The sequence below is a fragment of the Xanthomonas sp. NCPPB 1638 genome (genome assembly GCF_041475635.2).
GTDB classification, from domain to species: domain Bacteria; phylum Pseudomonadota; class Gammaproteobacteria; order Xanthomonadales; family Xanthomonadaceae; genus Xanthomonas; species Xanthomonas cucurbitae.
Genome location: NZ_CM192984.1, coordinates 1,989,570 through 2,008,186, shown reverse-complemented (window position 1 = coordinate 2,008,186; position 18,617 = coordinate 1,989,570). Strand labels below are relative to the sequence as shown.

The following is an 18,617-nucleotide window of genomic DNA, read 5'->3' as shown; positions in this document are numbered from 1 at the left end:
TGGGTTATCGGCGCGAGTGAACGCAAGCTTTAACCAGACGCAAGCAAGTGCGCGCAGCTGGAAGTGTGGCCGCCGTCATGTCGGCACGGCGGGCGTCCCAGCCGGTCGCGCCGACCTGCGTCATGCCGCGCACACGGCAGCCAGGCCACGCAGGCGCGCAGTCACTTCAGCTTGATGTCGCGCAGGCGTTCTTCGAGGAAACCATGCGCGGTGATCGACTCGGGATAGCGGCTGGGATTGTCGGCGCTGGTGCACGAGGGCAGCACGTCGATCAGGAAATCCGGATTCGGGTGCAGGAAGAACGGCACCGAGTAGCGCGGCGGGCGCGCGGCGTCGCCCGGGGGATTGACCACGCGGTGGATGGTGGACGGATACACGTGGTTGGTGAGCCGCTGCAGCATGTCGCCAATGTTGACCACGATGGTGTCGGCGTCGGCGGTGAACGGCACCCACTCGCCATCGTTGGAGCGCACCTCCAGCCCGGCGGCACTGGCACCGACCAGCAGGGTGATGAAGTTGATGTCGCCGTGCGCGCCGGCGCGCACGTTGGGGATATCGTCGCTGGTGATCGGTGGGTAATGGATCGGGCGCAGGATCGAATTGCCGTTGTTGGTCTTGTCGACGAAATAGTCCTGCGGCAGACCGATATGCAGCGCCAGCGCCGACAGCACACGCGAGCCGAGTTGATCCAGCTGCTGGTACAGCCGGTAGCCACGCTCGCGGAAGCCGGGCACTTCCTGCGGCCACAGATTCGGCGGCATCACTTCGCGATACGGCGAATTGTCGGGAATCTCGCGGCCGATATGCCAGAACTCCTTGAGGTCGAAGTGCTTGGAGTCCTTGGCGGTTTCCACCCCGAAGGGGGTATAGCCACGCGCGCCGCCGCTGCCGGGGACGTGGTAGCGGCGCTTGACCTGCTCGGGCAGCGCGAAGAACGCCTTGAACACCGCGTAGGCCGCATCGATATCGGCCTGCGCGATGCCGTGGTTGCGGATGCCGGCAAAGCCCCATTGCCGATAGGCCGCTCCGAGCTCGGCAACGAATGCCTCGCGGTCGTTATCGAAACGGGTGATGTCCAGGGTCGGGATACGGGCGCTCATACGGATGTCTGCAATCGAATTCAAGAGGATGACGCCTGCCGTTCAAGACAGCAGGCGGTACAACAGATAGAACGTGGCGGCCTTGGCACAGACCACGCACACGCCAACGATCAGCGACTCACGCCGCGTCACGCACCGCTCCGGAAAGACGGTCGAGCGTGTCCTGCATCAGACCGGCATCGTCGGCTTCCACGGTGACGCGCACCACCGGCTCGGTGCCGGAGGGACGCAGAAAGGCGCGGCCGCGCCCGTGCACGGCTGCCTGGGCGTGCTGCAGGGCCTGCTGCACGCCGGGCGCTTCCACGATGGCCTTGGCGGCGCCGCCCTGCAGACGCACATTGACGGTCTTCTGCGGCACCTTGGACAGACCACCCAGGGCCTCGCGCAGGCTGTGCCCATCGCGGCGCAGGGCTTCGAGCACCTGCAGCGCACTGACGATGCCATCGCCGGTGCTGGCGCGGTCCAGGCACAACAGATGGCCGGAGGTTTCACCACCCAGCGTGCCGCCGCCTTCGACCAATGCCTGGTGCACGTAGCGGTCGCCCACCTTGGCGCGCTGGAACGGAATATCCAACGCAGCCAGTGCCGGCTCCAGCCCGTAATTGGTCATCAAGGTGCCGACCACGGTGCCGGTGAGCCGCCCGCAGGCCTGCCATGAACGTGCCAGCACGTAGAGCAGGTCATCGCCATCGACCGGGTTGCCCTGGTCGTCGGCCATCAGCACACGGTCGCCGTCGCCGTCGAAGGCGATGCCCAGATGTGCCCCGCTCTCGCGCACCTTGGCGGCGAGATTGTCGATATGCGTCGAACCAACGCCATCGTTGATATTGAGCCCGTCCGGTGCGGCACCGATCACCACCACCTCCGCACCCAGCTCGCGAAACAGCATCGGCGCGATGTGATAGGTGGCACCATGCGCGCAGTCCAGCACCATCTTCAGGCCATGCAGGGTGAAGCCACGCGCCACGCTGGCCTTGCAGAACTCGATATAGCGGCCGATCGCGTCGCGGGTGCGGATTGCCTTGCCCAGGCGCTCGGACTCCACCGTGTGGAACGGCTCGTCCAGGGCCGCTTCGATCGCCGCCTCGGTGGCGTCGTCGAGCTTTTCGCCTTCGGCGGAGAAGAACTTGATGCCGTTGTCGTAGTGCGGGTTGTGCGAGGCGCTGATGACCACGCCGGCATCGGCGCGCAAGGTGGTGGTCAGGAACGCGATGGCCGGCGTCGGCATCGGCCCGATCATCTGCACGTCGGCGCCGGCCGCGACCAGGCCGGCTTCCAGTGCGGCTTCGAACATGTAGCCGGAGATGCGGGTGTCCTTGCCGATCAGCACCAGTGGGCGCTTGCTGCGGCCCTGCATGAGCACACGGCCCAGCGCATTGCCCAGGCGCAGCACGAAGTCGGCCGAGATCACGCCCTGCCCGACCCGACCGCGGATGCCGTCGGTACCGAAATATTTGCGACTACTCATGCTACGCGCTGTTCCTGCTGAATGTGGACGCACGCGCCAATGCGCGTGCGGCAATGGGGCGCGACCGCGTCGCGCCTGAGCTTACGCGGCCGCGTCCTGCGGGCGCGCCTGGCGCATCATCATGGCGGTCAGCTCGGCGATGCGGTCGCGCATCTGGCGACGGTCGCAGATCTGGTCGATGGCGCCGTGGTCGAGCAGGAACTCCGAACGCTGGAAGCCTTCCGGCAGGGTCTCGCGCACGGTCTGCTCGATCACCCGCGGGCCGGCGAAGCCGATCAACGCATGCGGCTCGGCAATGTTGATATCGCCCAGCATGGCGAACGACGCGGACACGCCGCCGGTGGTGGGATGGGTCAGCACTGAAATGTACGGCAGCCCGGCTTCACGCAGGCGTCCGAGTGCCGCCGAGGTCTTGGCCATCTGCATCAGCGAGAACAGGCCTTCCTGCATGCGCGCCCCGCCACTGGCGGAAAAGCACACGAACGGGCAGCCCACTTCCAGCGCTACTTCGGCCGAACGCGCAAAGCGCTCGCCGACCACCGACCCCATCGAACCGCCCATGAAGGCGAAGTCGAAGGCGGCGGCAACCAGCGGATTGCCCTTGAGCGTGCCGCGCATGGCGATCAGCGCGTCATATTCGCCACTGGCCTTCTGGCTGGCCTTGATGCGTTCGCCGTAACGCTTCTGGTCCTTGAACTTGAGCACGTCGACCGGGCCCAGCTGGGCGGCGATTTCGGTGGTCGCGGTCTCCGGGTCAAACAGCGAGTTCAGCCGCGCGCGGGCGCGAATGGCCATGTGGTGGTCACACTTCGGACACACCTCCAGGTTCTCCTCAAGCTCCGGGCCGTACAGCGCGCTGCCGCAGTTGCTGCACTTTTCCCACAGACCCTCGGGAACGCTGCGCTTCTTGGCCGGGGTGTTCTCGGTGCGGATGCCGGAGGGCATCAATTTGCTGAGCCAGCTCATTCGATTCCGTAAAAAAAAAGCACCCCTACGGGGCGTCAAGGCGAGGAGTGTAAACCAGCCCGACGCCACACGCTTTCGCGGGCACCTGTGTCGAAATGGCAGCGAGAGAGGATCCCAGGCACCCAACGCCTCTTGACAACCATCCAATCAATGAGGTAGTGAGATACGGACCAAAACGCCCCCTGAACGCCCGTCACCAATCCCGTACGAAAAACAGGCGCGACCCGTCAAGCATGATGCGTCGCTCCGCAACCCTACAAACCGTCATGAATCAAGGAACGCTCATGAAAACCGCAGCCGGCATTACAGCCGTTGTTCTGGGTTTGGTTCTGCTCTTGGCTATCGGCACCGGCCAGGCAAACGCCAAGCTGTGTGGGGCCGAGACCGGCCCACCACTGCCAGGACAGACGACATCGCACATCAATCCGGATGGCTCGATGACCATCAGCGTGCCTGCTGGCTGGTTCATGTTCACCCAGGAAAAAGGGACCTGGACGATCAGCCCTACCGCGATACTGACCTGCGCCTGCCCTGGAGGCTCTGGATGCAGTCCCACCCTGCTTCCAAACGGGCAAATATTCTGCGCGATGAGTTCGGACTGCACACAGTGCAATCGCAGCGGCAGTATGGCGATATATCCGGTACAACAGGACCAGATCGGCGCAACTTTCGCCAGCGCCGACGAAGTCGCGCGCCTGCCTAGAATCGACGCACGCCTGCTGTCGATCCCCGATGTCCAGAAGGATTTGCTTGCATTCAAGAACGCTCTGGGCATTGCTGTCGACGCCACCGGGCGCGATGCAATCTGGATCCGTCTGTATGGCTACGTCGCGCCAATGGAAGTCCCCGATGGCTATCAACTTCCAATGAATGGCTCGGCAGCGTCCAACATGGCAATCAGCTTGCTGGCGAGCCAATCCGTACAAACCCCGTCGGCTGCAGTGAGATGCAATTGCAGTGGCGGCGGCAGTTGCAAGCTTGAATCGAACTTCGGAGTCAAGGTCTGCAATGCTGCGCAGTGTACAACTTGCAGCATGGCGTACTGACCACAGACTCAGCGATCCAGTGCAACCCGCAGCGGAGCCAGGAACGCCTCCGCGCGCTCGCGGGCGCTGCGGACGTCGCCGGCTTCGGCCAGGGCCGCGACCAGGGCGCTGCCGACCACTACGCCGTCAGCATCCACGGCCATCGCGGCCGCGCTGGGAGCATCCTTGATACCGAAGCCGGCCACCACCGGCGCGCCGGCGCGCTGACGCAGCTGGCGCAGGCGGTCGCTGGCGGCCTGGGTGTCGAGCAGGTTGGAGGCGCCGGTGACGCCGGCAAAGCTGACGTAGTACAGGTAGCCCTGCGCGGTGCTGCACAGCATGTCCAGGCGCTGCTCGCTGGTGGTGGGCGAGGCCAGCGCGATCAGTGCCAGCCCGACTTCGCTGAAGATTTCGCGGGTTTCCTCAGCTTCTTCCGGCGGCAGATCGACCAGCAGCAGGCCATCCACACCTGCCGCCACGGCCGCCTCGGCGAAGCGCCGGGTGCCGTGGATTTCGACCGGATTGAGGTAGCCCATCAGCACCACCGGGGTGTCGGCATCCTCGCGGCGAAACTCGTGTACCGCCTCCAGCACGTAGGCCAGGCCGGCGCCACGGCCCAACGCGCGTTCGGAGCTGCGCTGGATGGTGGGGCCGTCGGCCATGGGGTCGGAAAACGGCACGCCCAGCTCGATGACGTCGGCACCGGCGCGCACCAACGCGTGCATCACCGGCACGGTGGCCTCCAGCGACGGGTCGCCGGCGGTGATGAAGGGGATCAACGCCTTGCGGCCGGTGGAACGCAACTCGGAGAAACGGGAGTCGATACGACGCATTGGATCACTCGCACAAGGTAAGGAAAGCCAGCTGCCACCTGCGCTCAGGTGGCGAAGAACTAACGCATCTCGATCACCGCCTGCAACGGCCGCTCGGTCACGAACTGCACAATCACTTCAAGCATCGCTCACCTCATGCTCAAGCATGCGTGCGCGAACCCAGGCAAGACGCTACAGCGCGATCCCCTCGCGCGCGGCGATGGTGTGCACGTCCTTGTCGCCACGCCCGGACAGATTGCACAGCACCAGCGCATCCTTGGGCAGTTCGCGCGCCAGTTTGATCGACTGCGCCACCGCGTGGCTGGATTCGAGCGCGGCGAGAATGCCTTCGGTATGCGCCAGCAGATGGAACGCCGCCATCGCCTCGTCGTCGGTGATGCCTTGATACACCGCGCGGCCGCTATCGGACAGGAACGCGTGTTCGGGGCCCACGCCCGGGTAATCCAGGCCTGCGGAGATCGAATGGGTTTCGGTGATCTGGCCGTCGTCGTCGCAGATCACGTAGGTGCGGTTGCCATGCAGCACGCCGGGGCGGCCTGCGGCGATGGATGCGGCATGCCGGCCGGTCGCGATGCCGTCACCCGCCGCCTCGGCGCCGTAGATCTTCACGCCGGGGTCGTTGAGGAAGGCATGGAACAGGCCGATGGCATTGCTGCCGCCGCCCACGCAGGCACTGATCGCATCCGGCAGCCGGCCGTAGTCCTGCAGCATCTGCTCGCGTGCTTCGCGCCCGACAATTGCGTTGAAGTCGCGCACCATGCGCGGATACGGGTCCGGGCCGGCCACGGTGCCGATGATGTAGAAGGTGTCGCGTACGTTGGTCACCCAATCGCGCATTGCCTCGTTGAGCGCATCCTTGAGCGTGGCCGAGCCGGAGGTCACCGGGATCACCGTCGCGCCCAGCAGCTTCATGCGGTAGACGTTGATCTTCTGCCGCTCGATGTCGGTGGCGCCCATATAGACCACGCACTCCAGGCCCAGCCGCGCCGCCACCGTGGCACTGGCCACGCCGTGCTGCCCGGCGCCGGTCTCGGCGATGATGCGGGTCTTGCCCATGCGGCTGGCCAGCAGCGCCTGGCCGATGGTGTTGTTGATCTTGTGCGCGCCGGTGTGGTTCAGGTCTTCGCGCTTGAGCAGGATCTGCGCCCCGCCCACCTCGCGGCTGAGCCGCTCGGCGTGGTAGATCGGGCTGGGACGGCCCACGTAGTGCTTGAGATCCTTATCGTATTCGGCGATGAAGCCTGGATCCTGACGCGCCTGGTCGTAGGCGGCAGACAGTTCCTGCAGCGGGCCGATCAGGGTTTCGGCGACGAAGCGGCCGCCGAACTTGCCGAAGTGGCCGGCAGCATCCGGATAGGCGTAAAAGTCACTGATGGGCTGGGCCGACATGGGAATCCTCTGCAGCGGTGCGGTCATGCGCGAAGCCGCAACTCTACCGCAGGCCAGCCGCGCGATACATCGATAAGATGGCTGCAACCTGTGACCTGGACTCACACATGACCGTATCGCTCCCGCCGCTGGCCGCCTTGCGCGCCTTCGAGGCCGCCGCCCGCTTGCAGAGCGTCAGCCGGGCCGCGCAGGAGTTGCACGTGACCCATGGCGCCATCAGCCGCCATGTGCGTGCGTTGGAACAGTCGCTGGGCACGGCCTTGTTCGCCCGCCAGGGCCGCGGCCTGGTCCTCACCGCCGCCGGAACCCGGTTGCGCGACGCCGCCGGTGAAGGATTTACCCTGATTGGCGATGCCTGGGTGGCCCTGCGCCACCCCGCGAGCGAGGCACCGCTGGTGCTGGGATGCTCGGGCAGCCTGCTGGCGCGCTGGGTCATTCCCCGCCTGGGCCGGCTGCAACACGACCTGCCCGATCTGCGCCTGCACCTGTCGGCCAACGAGCAACCGCCCGGCCCCGACCTGGACGGCCTGGATGCGGCCTTGCTACTGGAGTCGCCACCGTGGCCGAGCGAGTGGCAGGTACACCCGCTCGGCGTGGAATGGATCGGCCCGGTGCTGAGCCCCCAGCTGGCAGCGACCCTGCGCCTGGATGACCACGCCCCCACGGCTTTGCGCGATCACGCGGTGCTGCATACCCGCTCGCGCCCGCAGGCATGGCCGGAATGGGCGCAGGCACACGACATGGCGCCCGAGGTCTTGCGCCTGGGCACCGAATTCGAACACCTGCTCTATCTGCTGGAGGCCGCCGCCGCCGGACTGGGTGTGGCGATCGCACCGCAACCGCTGGTGGCTGCAGACCTGGCGGCCGGACGCCTGCTGGCGCCATGGGGATTCACCCCGACCGACGGGCGCTGGGTGCTATGCGCCGCCAGACGCAACCCGGACCCGCGCATCGAGCGATTGGCCAACTGGCTACGCACAGCACTCGCCGAGGATCAGCACGCTTCGCTGAGCACCTGAGTACCCACCAAAGATATCGACCAGCGGCGCCGGCCGCTTTCCCGATTCCCGATTCCCAATTCACCCCATCTCGTGGCAGTCGGCCCGGCGCACTTCCTCGACAAACTTGCGCATCTTGTGGCCGTCCTTGATGCCGGGCGCCAGCTCGACGCCACTGGACACATCCACACCCCACGGCAAGGTGGCGACGATGGCGTCGAACACGTTGTCGGCAGTGATGCCGCCGGCAAGCAGGAACGGACGGTGCAGGCCGGTAGGCAGGCGCGACCAGTCGAAGGTCTTGCCGGTGCCGCCGCCAGCACCCGGCGCATGGCTGTCGAACAGGAAGCCGGCGGTGTTGGGAAACGCCAGCTGCAGGGTGCGTGCGTTGGCATCTTCGCCGTTCACGCCGCCGCCCATCGGCACGGCCTTGAGATAGGGCAGGTTGAAGCTGCGGCAGAACGCATCGTCTTCCTCGCCGTGGAATTGCAGCAAGGTTGGCCGCACGGTGCGCACCACCTCGCGCACTTCTTCCTTGGAATTGTTGCGGAACAAGGCCACCACATCGACCATCGGCGCGGTGGCCTGGCGCATCGCGCGTGCCTCGGCCGGCGCCACGCGGCGCGGGCTGCCGTGGGCGAAGATGAAACCTACCGCGTCCACACCCAGCTCCCCGGCCAGTCGGATATCCCCGGCGCGGGTCATGCCGCAGAACTTGATGCGGGTGCGGTACAGCGATCGATTCATTGGGTGACCTCGGCAGGCAGATGCCACTCTGCAGGATACAGAGGCCCGGTAAACACCAGACCTTGAGGCGGTGCCGTCGGCCCCGCCACCGTGCGGTCGCGTCCGGCGAGCAACGTTGCGATCCAGTCGACCGGCCGCTCGCCGGACCCGACCAGGATCAACGAGCCAACGATATTGCGCACCATGTGATGAAGGAATGCATTGGCCTGCACCTGCACCTCCACCACCTCGCCATCGCGCTGCACCGCGATGGCCTGCAGGTTGCGACGCGCGTGCAGCGCCTGGCACTGCACGCTGCGAAATGCGCTGAAGTCGTTCTCGCCCAGCAGCGCCTGTGCGGCCGTCTGCATGGCCTCGGCGTCGAGCGGGCGACGCTCCCAACTCAGGGTCTGCCGATGCAGGGCCGGACGGATCTGGCGATTCAGCAGGCGGTAGCGGTAGCGCCGCGCGCGCGCGGAAAAGCGCGCGTGAAAATCGTCGGCGGCCGGCACGCACCAGCGCACTGCGATCGATGCGGGAAGCCGCGCGGTGGTGCCCAGCATCCAGCCACGCGGCTCGCGCCGCGCATCGCTGTCGAAATGCACCACTTGGCATTGCCCGTGGACGCCGGCATCGGTGCGCCCGGCACAGACCACCTGGATCGGCGCGGCGGCCACCGACGACAACGCGGCCTGCAGGCTGGCCTGCACGCTCGGCCCGCCATGCTCGCCCAGCTGCTGCCAGCCCTGGAACTGGCTGCCGTCATATTCCACGCCCAGGGCGTAACGCATCGGTACCTGCCTGTCTGTTGAATCAGCCAACCTGCCGGACGTGCGGCAAACGCGAGCTGACCGGGGTGAGTTCGTAGCACTGGCGCGACGCCCCACATGACGGGCACCGGCGCGCTGCCAGCGCCTCGGCGGTGCGCAGACCCGGACTCACGACCGGCGCGTCACCTCGGCGGCCCGCCCTACCCGGCGGAACGCTCCGACCACACCGCCAACGTGGAGCCGCCCGGCTCGCGGAAATGAAACCGGCTGCCACCAGGGAAACCGAACACCGGCTTGACGATCTCGCCGCCAGCGGCGCGCACGCGCTCGAGCATCGGCGCCAGGTCGTCTGCGTACAGCACCACCAGCGGGCCGCCCTCGGCCGGTGCCGGGACCGCCGTGCGGTAGAAGCCTCCGTCCATGCAGCCGTCATTGAAGGCCAGGTAATCCGGGCCGTAGGCCTGGAACTGCCAGCCGAAGACGGTCTCGAAAAAGGCACGGCTGGCCTCCGGATCGGTGGAGCCGAACTCCACGTAATCGATGCGACGCTCGCGCACGGCCATGCTGTCCATGGCCGGACTCATGTCAGGCGCTCCAGCAGCTGCGCTGCTTCGGCGCGGGTGGCCTCGTCACCGGTGGCGGTGACCTCCAGCAGCAGACCACGCGCGGTGTCCTTGTCGCCCAGGTCCATGTAGGCCACCGCCAGTTCCAGGCGGTCGCGTCCGGCCAAGGCAAATTGCCGGTCGGCAAGTGGATTCGGCGCGGCAACCGGGGCGACCGGCGCCGGCTCGACGTCCAGCGGGTGTTGCGGCGCTTGATGTTGCACAGCTTGGTCTGGATCTACGCGGCTCTCATCCGCGCTTGGCGGCGCAGGCTCGGCGAACGCCGGATGCGCCGCGTCGGGCTGCGGCTCGGATGGCAGGGCTGCCGGCTCGGACTCGGCTGGCGGCGCCGGTGGGGCGGCACGCAGCGCGCGCCACTCGTCACTGTTGACCACCACAGGCGCGACGACCGGTTCGGCCAACAGCGGCTCGCGGCGCAGCACGCCCGACAGCGGCTGCGCCGGGTGGGCACGCGCGTCTTCGCGCAGATCGGCCTGCTCGAACGCGGACGCATGCAGCCCGTCGCGTTCATCGGCTCCGGTGGCGGGCGCGGCGTTCTGCGCGGCATCTTCGGCGAGCGGAGTACCCGGGGGCATGAAGTCAAACTGGCGCCGTGGCAACGGCGGCAGCGGCGAGGGTTTACGACGCCGTGCGGCCAGCCACGCGACCACCGCCACCACGATCAGCACCAGACCGCCGATCAACCACAGCGGAACACCGCCACCTTGCGGGGCGCTCTGCGGCGCGGCAGCCAGACGCTTCTGCGCGGCAGCCAGGTCGGTGTCCTTCATCGCGATCAAGGCTTGCTGCTGCTGCTTGAGCTTTTCCAGATCGGCCACGCGCGTGCGCAGGTCCTGCAATTCGGCATCGCGAGTGGCGATGTCTTCCTTGGCCTGTTGCAACTGTTGGTTGGCCGCCATCTCGCCCTCGCCTTTGGCACTGGTGCCGGACGTCGCGCCGGCGTGGTTGGTTTGACTCGCCACTGCCGGGGCGATTTCGAGGCGCGCGCCATGATTGCCGCCGGCCGCCGCTGTTGCCCGGGGCGGCGTCGCTGCGGCACCGGCTTCGGCCGGCTGCGGAATGGCCGAACGCGCCTGCCGCCACTGCGCGGCCTGCTCGCGCACCATCACCGCCGCTTCGGCGGCACCGACCTGCGCCAGCGCATCTTCCTGCGGCGTGCGCAGGACCGCGCCCTGCTTGAGGCGGTTGATGTTGCCGTTGATGAAGGCATCCGGATTGGTGCGCAGCAGGGCCAGCATGGTCTGGTCCAGCGAGTGTCCGCTGGAGCGCGCGACCGTCGCTGCGATCTCGGACAACGTTTGCCCGGCGCGTACCGCCGGCAGCGCGTCGCCGGTTTGCGTGGCCGTGACCGCACTGGCGCGCGGAGCCGTGGACGGCGCGGCCGTGCCGGCGCCCTGCCGTTCACGCGCGCCTGCAGGCGCGGCGGCGGCTTCGCGCGTAATCGTATTGGCGGTGCCGGCACGCGGCGCCTCGATACCGGGCTCGGCAATGGCGGCAGCGGTGTTGGGTGCGTCGATCAAGGCGGCGTACTCGCGCACCAGCCGGCCCTGATTCCATTCCACCTCGATCAGGAAATTGATCGCCGGCTGCTCCACCGGCTGGCTGCTGGTCACGCGGATCACCGCACGCCCGCGCGCATCCTGTGCGAACTGGAACTGCAGGTTGCTGACCAGCCCTTGCGGCCGCTCCAGGCCAACCCGTGCGAAGGTGGTGGCCGAGGCCAACGCCACACGCGCACTGTCCAGTTCGCCCGGCTCGTTGGAAATGACCGGAATCTCGGCCACCAGCGGCTGCCCGGGCTTGGACAACACCCGGATATCGCCCAATCCCAATGCCATGGCGGCGCCGCTGCATGCCATCAGCAGCAACGCACCTATCCCTTGTATCGGACGCATCGCGCCGCTGCCCCTCTGTCTCATGGGCACCAATATAGCCGCTGAATGAGCGAAAAAGTCGCCGCCGTCGCCATGCGGCAAGGCGACACCCACGCCAAACGCATGCTGCGCACAGGACCAACCCGGACAATGCGCGCCAGCGTAGGAGCGCACCTGGGCGCGATGAGGCATTACCGGTAACGCCCCTCGCGCTCGGGCGCGCTCCTACGGGTGAACCGGCTGGATCAGCCTTGCCCCGCGACCACCTCAGCGTAGGAGCGCACCTGGGCGCGATGAGGCATTACCGATAACGGCCCTCGCGCTCGGGCGCGCTCCTACGGGTGAGCCGGCTGGATCAGCCTTGCCCCGCGACCACCTCAGCGTAGGAGCGCACCTGGGCGCGATGAGGCATTACCGGTAACGCCCCTCGCGCTCGGGCGCGCTCCTACGGGTGAACCGGCTGGATCAGCCTTGCGACGCGACCACCTCAGCGTAGGAGCGCACCTGGGCGCGATGAGGCGTTACCGTTAACGCCCCTCGCGCTCGGGCGCGCTCCTACGGGTGAGTCGCTGGCTCAGCCTTCCTGCGCGACCAGTTCGGCCAGCTGCACCGCGTTGAGCGCGGCGCCCTTGCGGATGTTGTCGGAGACGATCCACAGGTTCAGGCCGCGCGGGTGCGAGAAGTCTTCGCGGATGCGGCCGACGAACACCGCGTCCTTGCCGGAGGCATGCGTGACCGGGGTCGGGTAGCCGCCGGGGACGCGCTCGTCCACCACTTCCACGCCCGGCGCTGCAGCCAGCAGGGCACGCGCCTGCTCGACGGTGATCTTGTCGCGGGTCTCGATGGCCACCGCTTCGGAGTGGCCGTAGAACACCGGCACGCGCACCGCGGTGGGGTTCACCTGGATGCTGTCGTCGCCGAGGATCTTGCGGGTTTCCCAGACCAGCTTCATCTCTTCCTTGGTGTAGCCGTTGTCCTGGAAGTCGTCGATGTGCGGGATCAGGTTGAAGGCGATCTGCACCGGGAAACGCTGCGGGTCGATGTCCTGGAAGCTCAGCAGCTCGCTGGTCTGCTTGCCCAGCTCTTCCATCGCCGAACGCCCGCCGCCGGAGACCGACTGGTAGGTGGCCACATTGATGCGCTCGATTCCGTATTGGCGGTGAATCGGGCCCAGCGCCACCAGCATCTGCATGGTCGAGCAATTGGGGTTGGCGACGATGCCGCGCGGGCGCTGCTTGAGCGCTTCGGGATTGACTTCGGAGACCACCAGCGGCACGTCGTCGTCGTAACGGAAGGCGGAGGAGTTATCGATCACCACCGCACCGGCAGCGGCGAACTTGGGGCCGTATTCCTTGGACACGCTGCCGCCAGCGGAGAACAGCGCGATGTCCACGCCGGTGGGGTCAAACTCGGCCAGGTCCAGCACATCGACCTTGCCGCCGTTGAACTCGACCTGCCCGCCCGCCGAGCGCGAGGACGCCAGCGCGTACAGGGTGGCGACCGGGAACTGGCGCTCGGCCAGGATGCTCAGCATGGTCTCGCCGACAGCGCCGGTGGCGCCCACGACCGCGACGTTGAAACGACGGTTTTCGTTGCTCATGAGGATGTCTTTTTCGAAAGGGGGAAAGAGTGGGAGCACTGCGGCCTGGGTTCGGGGAACCTCCAACGCTGGCCGCGGAGGTTCCCTATCGTTTGGTCGACACGGTGTTGCGCGCGCCCACGATCACGCCGCCGTGGTTGGCAGCGGCAATCGCATCGGCATTGAGCGCGCTCGGCGGATGCCCGGCCTGCGGGCCCTTGCCCAGGGCGGCGATCAGGTTGTCCACCGCCAGCTGCACCATGGCGCGGCGGGTGGCCAGGCTGGCGCTGCCGATATGCGGGGTGAGCACCACGTTGCGCAACGCCAGCAGTTCCGGGCGCACACGCGGCTCGCCTTCGTAAACATCCAGGCCGGCACCGGCCAGGCGACCGTTGGCCAGCGCATCAGCCAGCGCCAGCTCATCGACGATCCCGCCGCGCGCCATGTTCACCAGCGTGGCGGTGGCGCGCATCTTGCTCAGTGCCGCGGCATCGATGATGTGGTGCGAGTCCTGGGTGTACGGCAATACCAGCACCAGGTGATCGGACTGCGCCAGCAACGTCTCGAAATCGACGTACTGCGCGCCCAGCACCTGCTCGGTGGCGGCCGGCAATTGGCTGCGGTTGTGATAGAGCACGCGCATGCCAAAGCCGTGCGCGCCGCGCCGCGCGATGCCCTGCCCGATCCGGCCCATGCCCAGGATGCCGAGCGTGCTGCCGTGGATATCGGCGCCGAGCATGGTCTTGAATGACCACTGCCCCCACTGCCTGTCGCGCAACCAGCGCTCGGACTCGGTGATGCGGCGCGCGGTGGCCATCAGCAACGCGAAGCCGAAATCGGCGGTGGTTTCGGTGAGCACGTCCGGCGTGTTGCTGGCCAGGATGCCGGCCGCGCTCAAGGCATGGATGTCGAGATTGTTGTAGCCCACGCCCACGTTGGCGATGGCACGCAGCTGCGGCGCCGCAGCGATTTCTGCCGCGCCGACGCGCTCGTTGAGCGTCATCAGCGCACCGTCCAGCGGTGCCAGCTGCGCGGCCAGTTCGGCCGGCGACCAGGCGGTGACGCGCTCGGTGGTGGTCAGCTCGAAGTGCTCGCCCAGTTGCGCGACCACATCGTCGAACAACGGCTGGCTGACCCACACCTTGGCGCGACGCGCGTCAGACATCGACCTGACCGGGAATCTGCGGCGCCATTTCACCGACATCGCCGCATTGCGCGCGATGGCGCAGTGCCTGGTCCATCAGCACCAGCGCCATCATCGCTTCGGCGATCGGGGTGGCGCGGATGCCCACGCAGGGGTCGTGCCGACCGGTGGTGATGACCTCCACCACCGCACCGTCAGCATCCACCGTGGCGCCGGGCAGACGCAGGCTGGAGGTCGGCTTGAGCACCATCGAAGCGGTGACCGCCTGGCCGGTGGAGATGCCGCCGAGAATGCCGCCAGCATGGTTGCTGAGAAAACCTTCGGGCGTGATGAGGTCGCGGTGTTCGGTACCCTTCTGCGCGGCGCTGGCAAAACCGTCGCCGATCTCCACGCCCTTGACCGCATTGATGCTCATCAAGGCCGCAGCGAGTTCGGCGTCGAGCTTGCCGTAGATCGGCTCACCCCAGCCCGGCGGCACGCCGCCGGCCACCACGTCCACGCGCGCGCCGACCGAATCGCCGGATTTGCGCAGCGCATCCATGTAGGTCTCCAGCTCCGGCACCTGCGCGGCATGCGGCCAGAAGAACGGGTTGTCTTCCACCGCCTCCCAGTCGAACCCGGTCGGGCGGATCTCGCCCAGCTGCGACAGGAAACCGCGCACCAGCACGCCATAACGCTGCTTGAGCCACTTCTTGGCGATGACGCCTGCGGCCACGCGCATGGTGGTTTCGCGCGCGGACGAGCGCCCGCCACCGCGCGGATCGCGGATGCCGTATTTCTGCCAGTAGCTGTAGTCCGCATGGCCGGGGCGGAACTGCTGGGCGATGTTGCTGTAGTCCTTGCTGCGCTGGTCGGTATTGCGGATCAGCAGCCCGATCGGCGTGCCGGTAGTGCGGCCCTCGTAGACGCCGGAGAGGATCTCGATGGCGTCGGCCTCGCGGCGGGCAGAGGTATGCCGGCTCTTGCCGGATGCACGCCGCTGCAGATCGTGGGTGAATTCTTCCGGCGCCAGCTCCAGGCCCGGAGGGCAGCCATCGACCACGCAACCGATCGCCGGCCCATGCGACTCGCCGAAGGTGGTGACGGTGAACAGCTTGCCGAACGAATTGGCACTCATGCGCGCAGGCTCATCGCTGCGCGGCCAGCGCGCCGATGCGCGCGCGGTGTGCGACCAGCTCGCGGCATTCCACCGCGAAGATGCCCATCTGCCCGACCTTGAACTCGACCCAGGCCAGGTCCACTTCCGGCAGCAGCTTGATGAGATGTTGCTCGGATTCGCCGACTTCGCAGATCAGCAGACCGTCTTCGCTCAGGTGCTGCGGCGCATCGCGCAGGATCTTCAGTACCAGGTCCAGACCATCGTCGCCGGCACGCAGGCCGAGCTCGGGCTCGTAGGAATACTCCTGCGGCAGCGCGTCGGTTTCGTCGTTGGTGACGTAGGGCGGATTGGTGACGATCAGGTCGTACTGGCGGCCGGCCAGGCCGGTGAACAGGTCCGACTTGTGCAAGGTGACATTGTCGGCATGCAGGCGCGCCTTGTTCTCGGCGGCCAGCGCCAATGCATCGTCGCTGATATCCACGCCATCCACCTCCCACTGCGGGTTGTAGTGGCCCATGGCAATGGCGATGCAACCCGAGCCGGTGCACAGGTCCAGCGCGCGGGTGACGTCGCGCCCGCCCAGCCATGGCTCGAAGCCGGCTTCGATCAGCTCGGCGATCGGCGAGCGCGGCACCAGTGCGCGTGCATCGCTCTTGAAACTCAGGCCGGCGAACCAGGCCTCGCCGGTGAGATAGGCCGCCGGCACGCGCTCGGTGATGCGACGTTCGAACAGGCCCAGCACCCGCTCCTTTTCCGCCCGCAGCAGCCGCGCCTGGCCATAAGCCGGGCCCAGGTCGTGCGGCAGGTGCAGGCTGTGCAGCACCAGCTGGGTGGCTTCGTCCAGCGCGTTGTCGTAGCTATGGCCGAAGGTCAGACCGGCTTGGTTGAAACGGCTGGTGCCGTAGCGGATCAGGTCGATGATGGTGTGCAGTTCGTCGGCCGCGGCGGCAGTCATGGCAACAACTAAAGAGGAATCGGCCCTCGATTATAGAGGTCGGATCGGTATCATGAGCGTCCGTTGCACTGGAAACCGCCATGTTCAATCGCAATACGGGCATCGTGCTGCTGGTGGCGCTGGCCGCCGGCCTGGGGCTGTTGCTGGGCCAGAAGTTCTTCAGCCGCGCGCCCAGCTCGCCGTGGCCGCCCACCCAGACCATTACCTTCTATCCGCAGCCGCGCCCGCTGCCGCAGTTCAGCCTGCGCCAGTCCGACGGCACCCAACTGGTGCCCGGCGAACTCAAGGGCCACTGGACCTTGGTGTTCCTGGGCTTCACCTCCTGCCCGGACGTCTGCCCGACCACGCTGACCGATCTGGCAGTGGCGCAACAGCAGTGGCAAGGCATTGCGGATGGATTGCGCCCGCGGGTGCTGTTCGTGTCGGTGGACCCGCAGCGCGACCCGCCAGCGCGGCTGGGCGAATACGCGCATGCCTTCCACAAGGACACCCTGGCCGCCACTGCGGACGTACCGGCGCTGGAGCGCTTTGCCACTGCACTGGGCTTGGTGTTCCAGAAGGTGCCGGGCAAGGGCTTTGCACAGAATCCCGACGACTACAGCATGGATCATTCGGCCGGCATCGCCGTGCTGGACCCGCAAGGCCGCCTGGCCGGCCTGATCCGCCCGCCGCTCGATCCCAAGGCGATTGCCGCCGACTTCCAACAGCTGACCAAGGTAACCGCTCCGTGAGTTTCGTCACCTCCCTGACCTATGTGCTGCCGCATCGGCTGCTGTCGTCGATGGCACGCGTGCTGGCGTACTCGCAGACACCGTCCACCAAGCAATGGCTGATCGATACGGTGACGCGCAGGTTCGGCGTGGACCTGAGCGAGGCGCAGGAGCCGGACCCGCGCGCCTACCCCACCTTCAACGCCTTTTTTACCCGCGCGCTCAAGCCCGGCGCACGCGTGCCCGATCCCGACCCGGCCGCCTTGCTGATGCCGGCCGATGGTCGCATCAGCCAGCTTGGCCCGATCGAGAACGGCCGCATTTTCCAGGCCAAGGGGCAGTCGTTCACCGCCGCCGAACTGCTGGGCGATGAGGCAGCCGCCGCGCCGTTCAACAGCGGCCTGTTCGCCACTGTGTACCTGTCGCCGAAGGACTACCACCGCGTGCACATGCCGTGGACCGGTACCTTGCGCGAAACCGTGCACGTCCCCGGCCGGCTGTTCAGCGTGGGCCCGGATGCGGTGCGCAGCGTGCCGCGCCTGTTCGCGCGCAACGAGCGACTGGTGTGTCACTTCGACACCGAGTTCGGCCCGATGGCCTCGGTGATGGTGGGCGCGCTGCTGGTCTCCGGCGTGGAAACGGTATGGAGCGGCGTGGAGATTCCGCGTTACGGCGATCGCATCACGCGCAAGGATTACCGCGGCAAGGAGATCACCCTGGAGAAATTTGCGGAGATGGCACGCTTCAACTACGGCTCGACCGTGATCGTGCTGCTGCCGCCGGGCGTCGCCCAGCTCGATGCTGGGCTTGCTGCTGAAACGGCGGTGCAACTGGGCCAGGCGCTCGCACGTCGTCAGCAAAGTGCAGCGACGCCGTCGTAGGAGCGGACCTGGCCGCGACAAGGCATTCCCGGCGGCGCGTGGTGCAGCCATGCACGTCGTCTTCGTTAGGCTCAGATTGAGAACACGCTGCTCACGACCAGGCTACGGGGACGGCTTCGTCGCGACCGGGTCCGCTGCTCCTACGGCAACCTGGACGCACCGCCCTCGTAGGAGCGGACCTGGCCGCGACAGGGCATTCCCGGCGGCGCGTGGTGCAGCCATGCACGTCGTCTTCGTTAGGCTCAGATTGAGAACACGCTGCTCACGACCAGGCTACGGGGGACGGCTTCGTCGCGGCCGGGTCCGCTCCTACGGCAACCTGGACGCACCGCTCTCGTAGGAGCGGACATGGCCGCGACAGGGCATTCCCGGCGGCGCGTGGTGCAGCCATGCACGTCGTCTTCGTTAGGCTCAGATTGAGAACACGCTGCTCACGACCAGGCTACGGGGACGGCTTCGTCGCGGCCGGGTCCGCTC

General features: G+C 67.1%; 17 protein-coding genes. 4 read left to right on the top strand and 13 right to left on the bottom strand.

Annotation, left to right across the window (positions count from 1 at the left end):
• Window positions 1-161: 161 nt before the first annotated feature.
• The 3 genes from ACCQ13_RS08645 to accD all read right to left on the bottom strand — a co-directional run bounded on the left by ACCQ13_RS08645 (window position 162) and on the right by accD (window position 3,534).
• Window positions 162-1,100, bottom strand: a complete 939-nt coding sequence (locus tag ACCQ13_RS08645) for an isopenicillin N synthase family dioxygenase (RefSeq protein ID WP_159407016.1) — start codon at window positions 1,098-1,100, stop codon at window positions 162-164.
• A 118-nt stretch (window positions 1,101-1,218) separates the two neighbouring features.
• A complete protein-coding gene (glmM, locus tag ACCQ13_RS08640; protein ID WP_104603624.1) occupies window positions 1,219-2,568 on the bottom strand; it encodes a phosphoglucosamine mutase in 1,350 nt (449 codons plus the stop codon).
• An 81-nt stretch (window positions 2,569-2,649) separates the two neighbouring features.
• On the bottom strand, window positions 2,650-3,534 hold the full coding sequence (gene accD / locus ACCQ13_RS08635) for an acetyl-CoA carboxylase, carboxyltransferase subunit beta (protein WP_104603623.1): 885 nt from the start codon (window positions 3,532-3,534) through the stop codon (window positions 2,650-2,652).
• Between the two features lie 284 nt (window positions 3,535-3,818).
• On the opposite strand from accD, the gene ACCQ13_RS08630 reads away from it, so the two are divergent.
• Window positions 3,819-4,580 (top strand): hypothetical protein, encoded by a 762-nt coding sequence (locus ACCQ13_RS08630; protein ID WP_159407015.1) that lies wholly within the window; start codon window positions 3,819-3,821, stop codon window positions 4,578-4,580.
• A gap of 8 nt (window positions 4,581-4,588) precedes the next feature.
• Here ACCQ13_RS08630 and trpA read toward each other — a convergent pair whose 3' ends face one another.
• On the bottom strand, window positions 4,589-5,392 hold the full coding sequence (trpA, locus tag ACCQ13_RS08625) for a tryptophan synthase subunit alpha (protein ID WP_104603621.1): 804 nt from the start codon (window positions 5,390-5,392) through the stop codon (window positions 4,589-4,591).
• A gap of 171 nt (window positions 5,393-5,563) precedes the next feature.
• A complete protein-coding gene (gene trpB / locus ACCQ13_RS08620) occupies window positions 5,564-6,781 on the bottom strand; it encodes a tryptophan synthase subunit beta (protein WP_104603620.1) in 1,218 nt (405 codons plus the stop codon).
• A gap of 107 nt (window positions 6,782-6,888) precedes the next feature.
• On the opposite strand from trpB, the gene ACCQ13_RS08615 reads away from it, so the two are divergent.
• Window positions 6,889-7,800 carry a LysR family transcriptional regulator gene (locus ACCQ13_RS08615; protein WP_104603619.1) on the top strand — a complete coding sequence of 304 codons (912 nt, stop codon included), beginning with the start codon at window positions 6,889-6,891 and terminating at the stop codon, window positions 7,798-7,800.
• 60 nt (window positions 7,801-7,860) lie between these two features.
• On the opposite strand, the gene ACCQ13_RS08610 is transcribed toward ACCQ13_RS08615, so the two are convergent.
• From ACCQ13_RS08610 to prmB, 8 genes are all read right to left on the bottom strand, one after another.
• Complete coding sequence (locus ACCQ13_RS08610; protein ID WP_104603618.1) at window positions 7,861-8,526, bottom strand: phosphoribosylanthranilate isomerase; 666 nt, start codon at window positions 8,524-8,526, stop codon at window positions 7,861-7,863.
• Window positions 8,523-9,296, bottom strand: a complete 774-nt coding sequence (gene truA / locus ACCQ13_RS08605) for a tRNA pseudouridine(38-40) synthase TruA (RefSeq protein ID WP_104603617.1) — start codon at window positions 9,294-9,296, stop codon at window positions 8,523-8,525. Before truA ends, ACCQ13_RS08610 begins: the two co-directional genes overlap by 4 nt.
• A gap of 179 nt (window positions 9,297-9,475) precedes the next feature.
• Complete coding sequence (locus ACCQ13_RS08600) at window positions 9,476-9,859, bottom strand: VOC family protein (RefSeq protein WP_104603616.1); 384 nt, start codon at window positions 9,857-9,859, stop codon at window positions 9,476-9,478.
• Window positions 9,856-11,793 carry a motility hub landmark protein FimV gene (locus ACCQ13_RS08595; RefSeq protein ID WP_104603615.1) on the bottom strand — a complete coding sequence of 646 codons (1,938 nt, stop codon included), beginning with the start codon at window positions 11,791-11,793 and terminating at the stop codon, window positions 9,856-9,858. The genes ACCQ13_RS08600 and ACCQ13_RS08595 overlap by 4 nt, the downstream gene beginning before the upstream one ends.
• 553 nt (window positions 11,794-12,346) lie before the next feature.
• Window positions 12,347-13,372 carry an aspartate-semialdehyde dehydrogenase gene (locus tag ACCQ13_RS08590; protein ID WP_104603614.1) on the bottom strand — a complete coding sequence of 342 codons (1,026 nt, stop codon included), beginning with the start codon at window positions 13,370-13,372 and terminating at the stop codon, window positions 12,347-12,349.
• Between the two features lie 85 nt (window positions 13,373-13,457).
• Window positions 13,458-14,516 carry a 2-hydroxyacid dehydrogenase gene (locus ACCQ13_RS08585; protein ID WP_159407014.1) on the bottom strand — a complete coding sequence of 353 codons (1,059 nt, stop codon included), beginning with the start codon at window positions 14,514-14,516 and terminating at the stop codon, window positions 13,458-13,460.
• Entirely contained in the window at window positions 14,509-15,612 is a 1,104-nt protein-coding gene (aroC, locus tag ACCQ13_RS08580; protein WP_104603612.1) for a chorismate synthase, read from the bottom strand. Before aroC ends, ACCQ13_RS08585 begins: the two co-directional genes overlap by 8 nt.
• Before the next feature lie 10 nt (window positions 15,613-15,622).
• On the bottom strand, window positions 15,623-16,549 hold the full coding sequence (prmB, locus tag ACCQ13_RS08575) for a 50S ribosomal protein L3 N(5)-glutamine methyltransferase (RefSeq protein ID WP_104603611.1): 927 nt from the start codon (window positions 16,547-16,549) through the stop codon (window positions 15,623-15,625).
• A gap of 80 nt (window positions 16,550-16,629) precedes the next feature.
• On the opposite strand from prmB, the gene ACCQ13_RS08570 reads away from it, so the two are divergent.
• Both ACCQ13_RS08570 and asd read left to right on the top strand, forming a co-directional pair.
• The gene (locus tag ACCQ13_RS08570) at window positions 16,630-17,280 is read left to right on the top strand and encodes an SCO family protein (protein WP_159407013.1); all 651 of its coding nucleotides are present in this window, start codon (window positions 16,630-16,632) and stop codon (window positions 17,278-17,280) included.
• Window positions 17,277-18,140, top strand: a complete 864-nt coding sequence (asd, locus tag ACCQ13_RS08565; RefSeq protein ID WP_159407012.1) for an archaetidylserine decarboxylase — start codon at window positions 17,277-17,279, stop codon at window positions 18,138-18,140. The genes ACCQ13_RS08570 and asd overlap by 4 nt, the downstream gene beginning before the upstream one ends.
• Window positions 18,141-18,617: the final 477 nt, after the last annotated feature.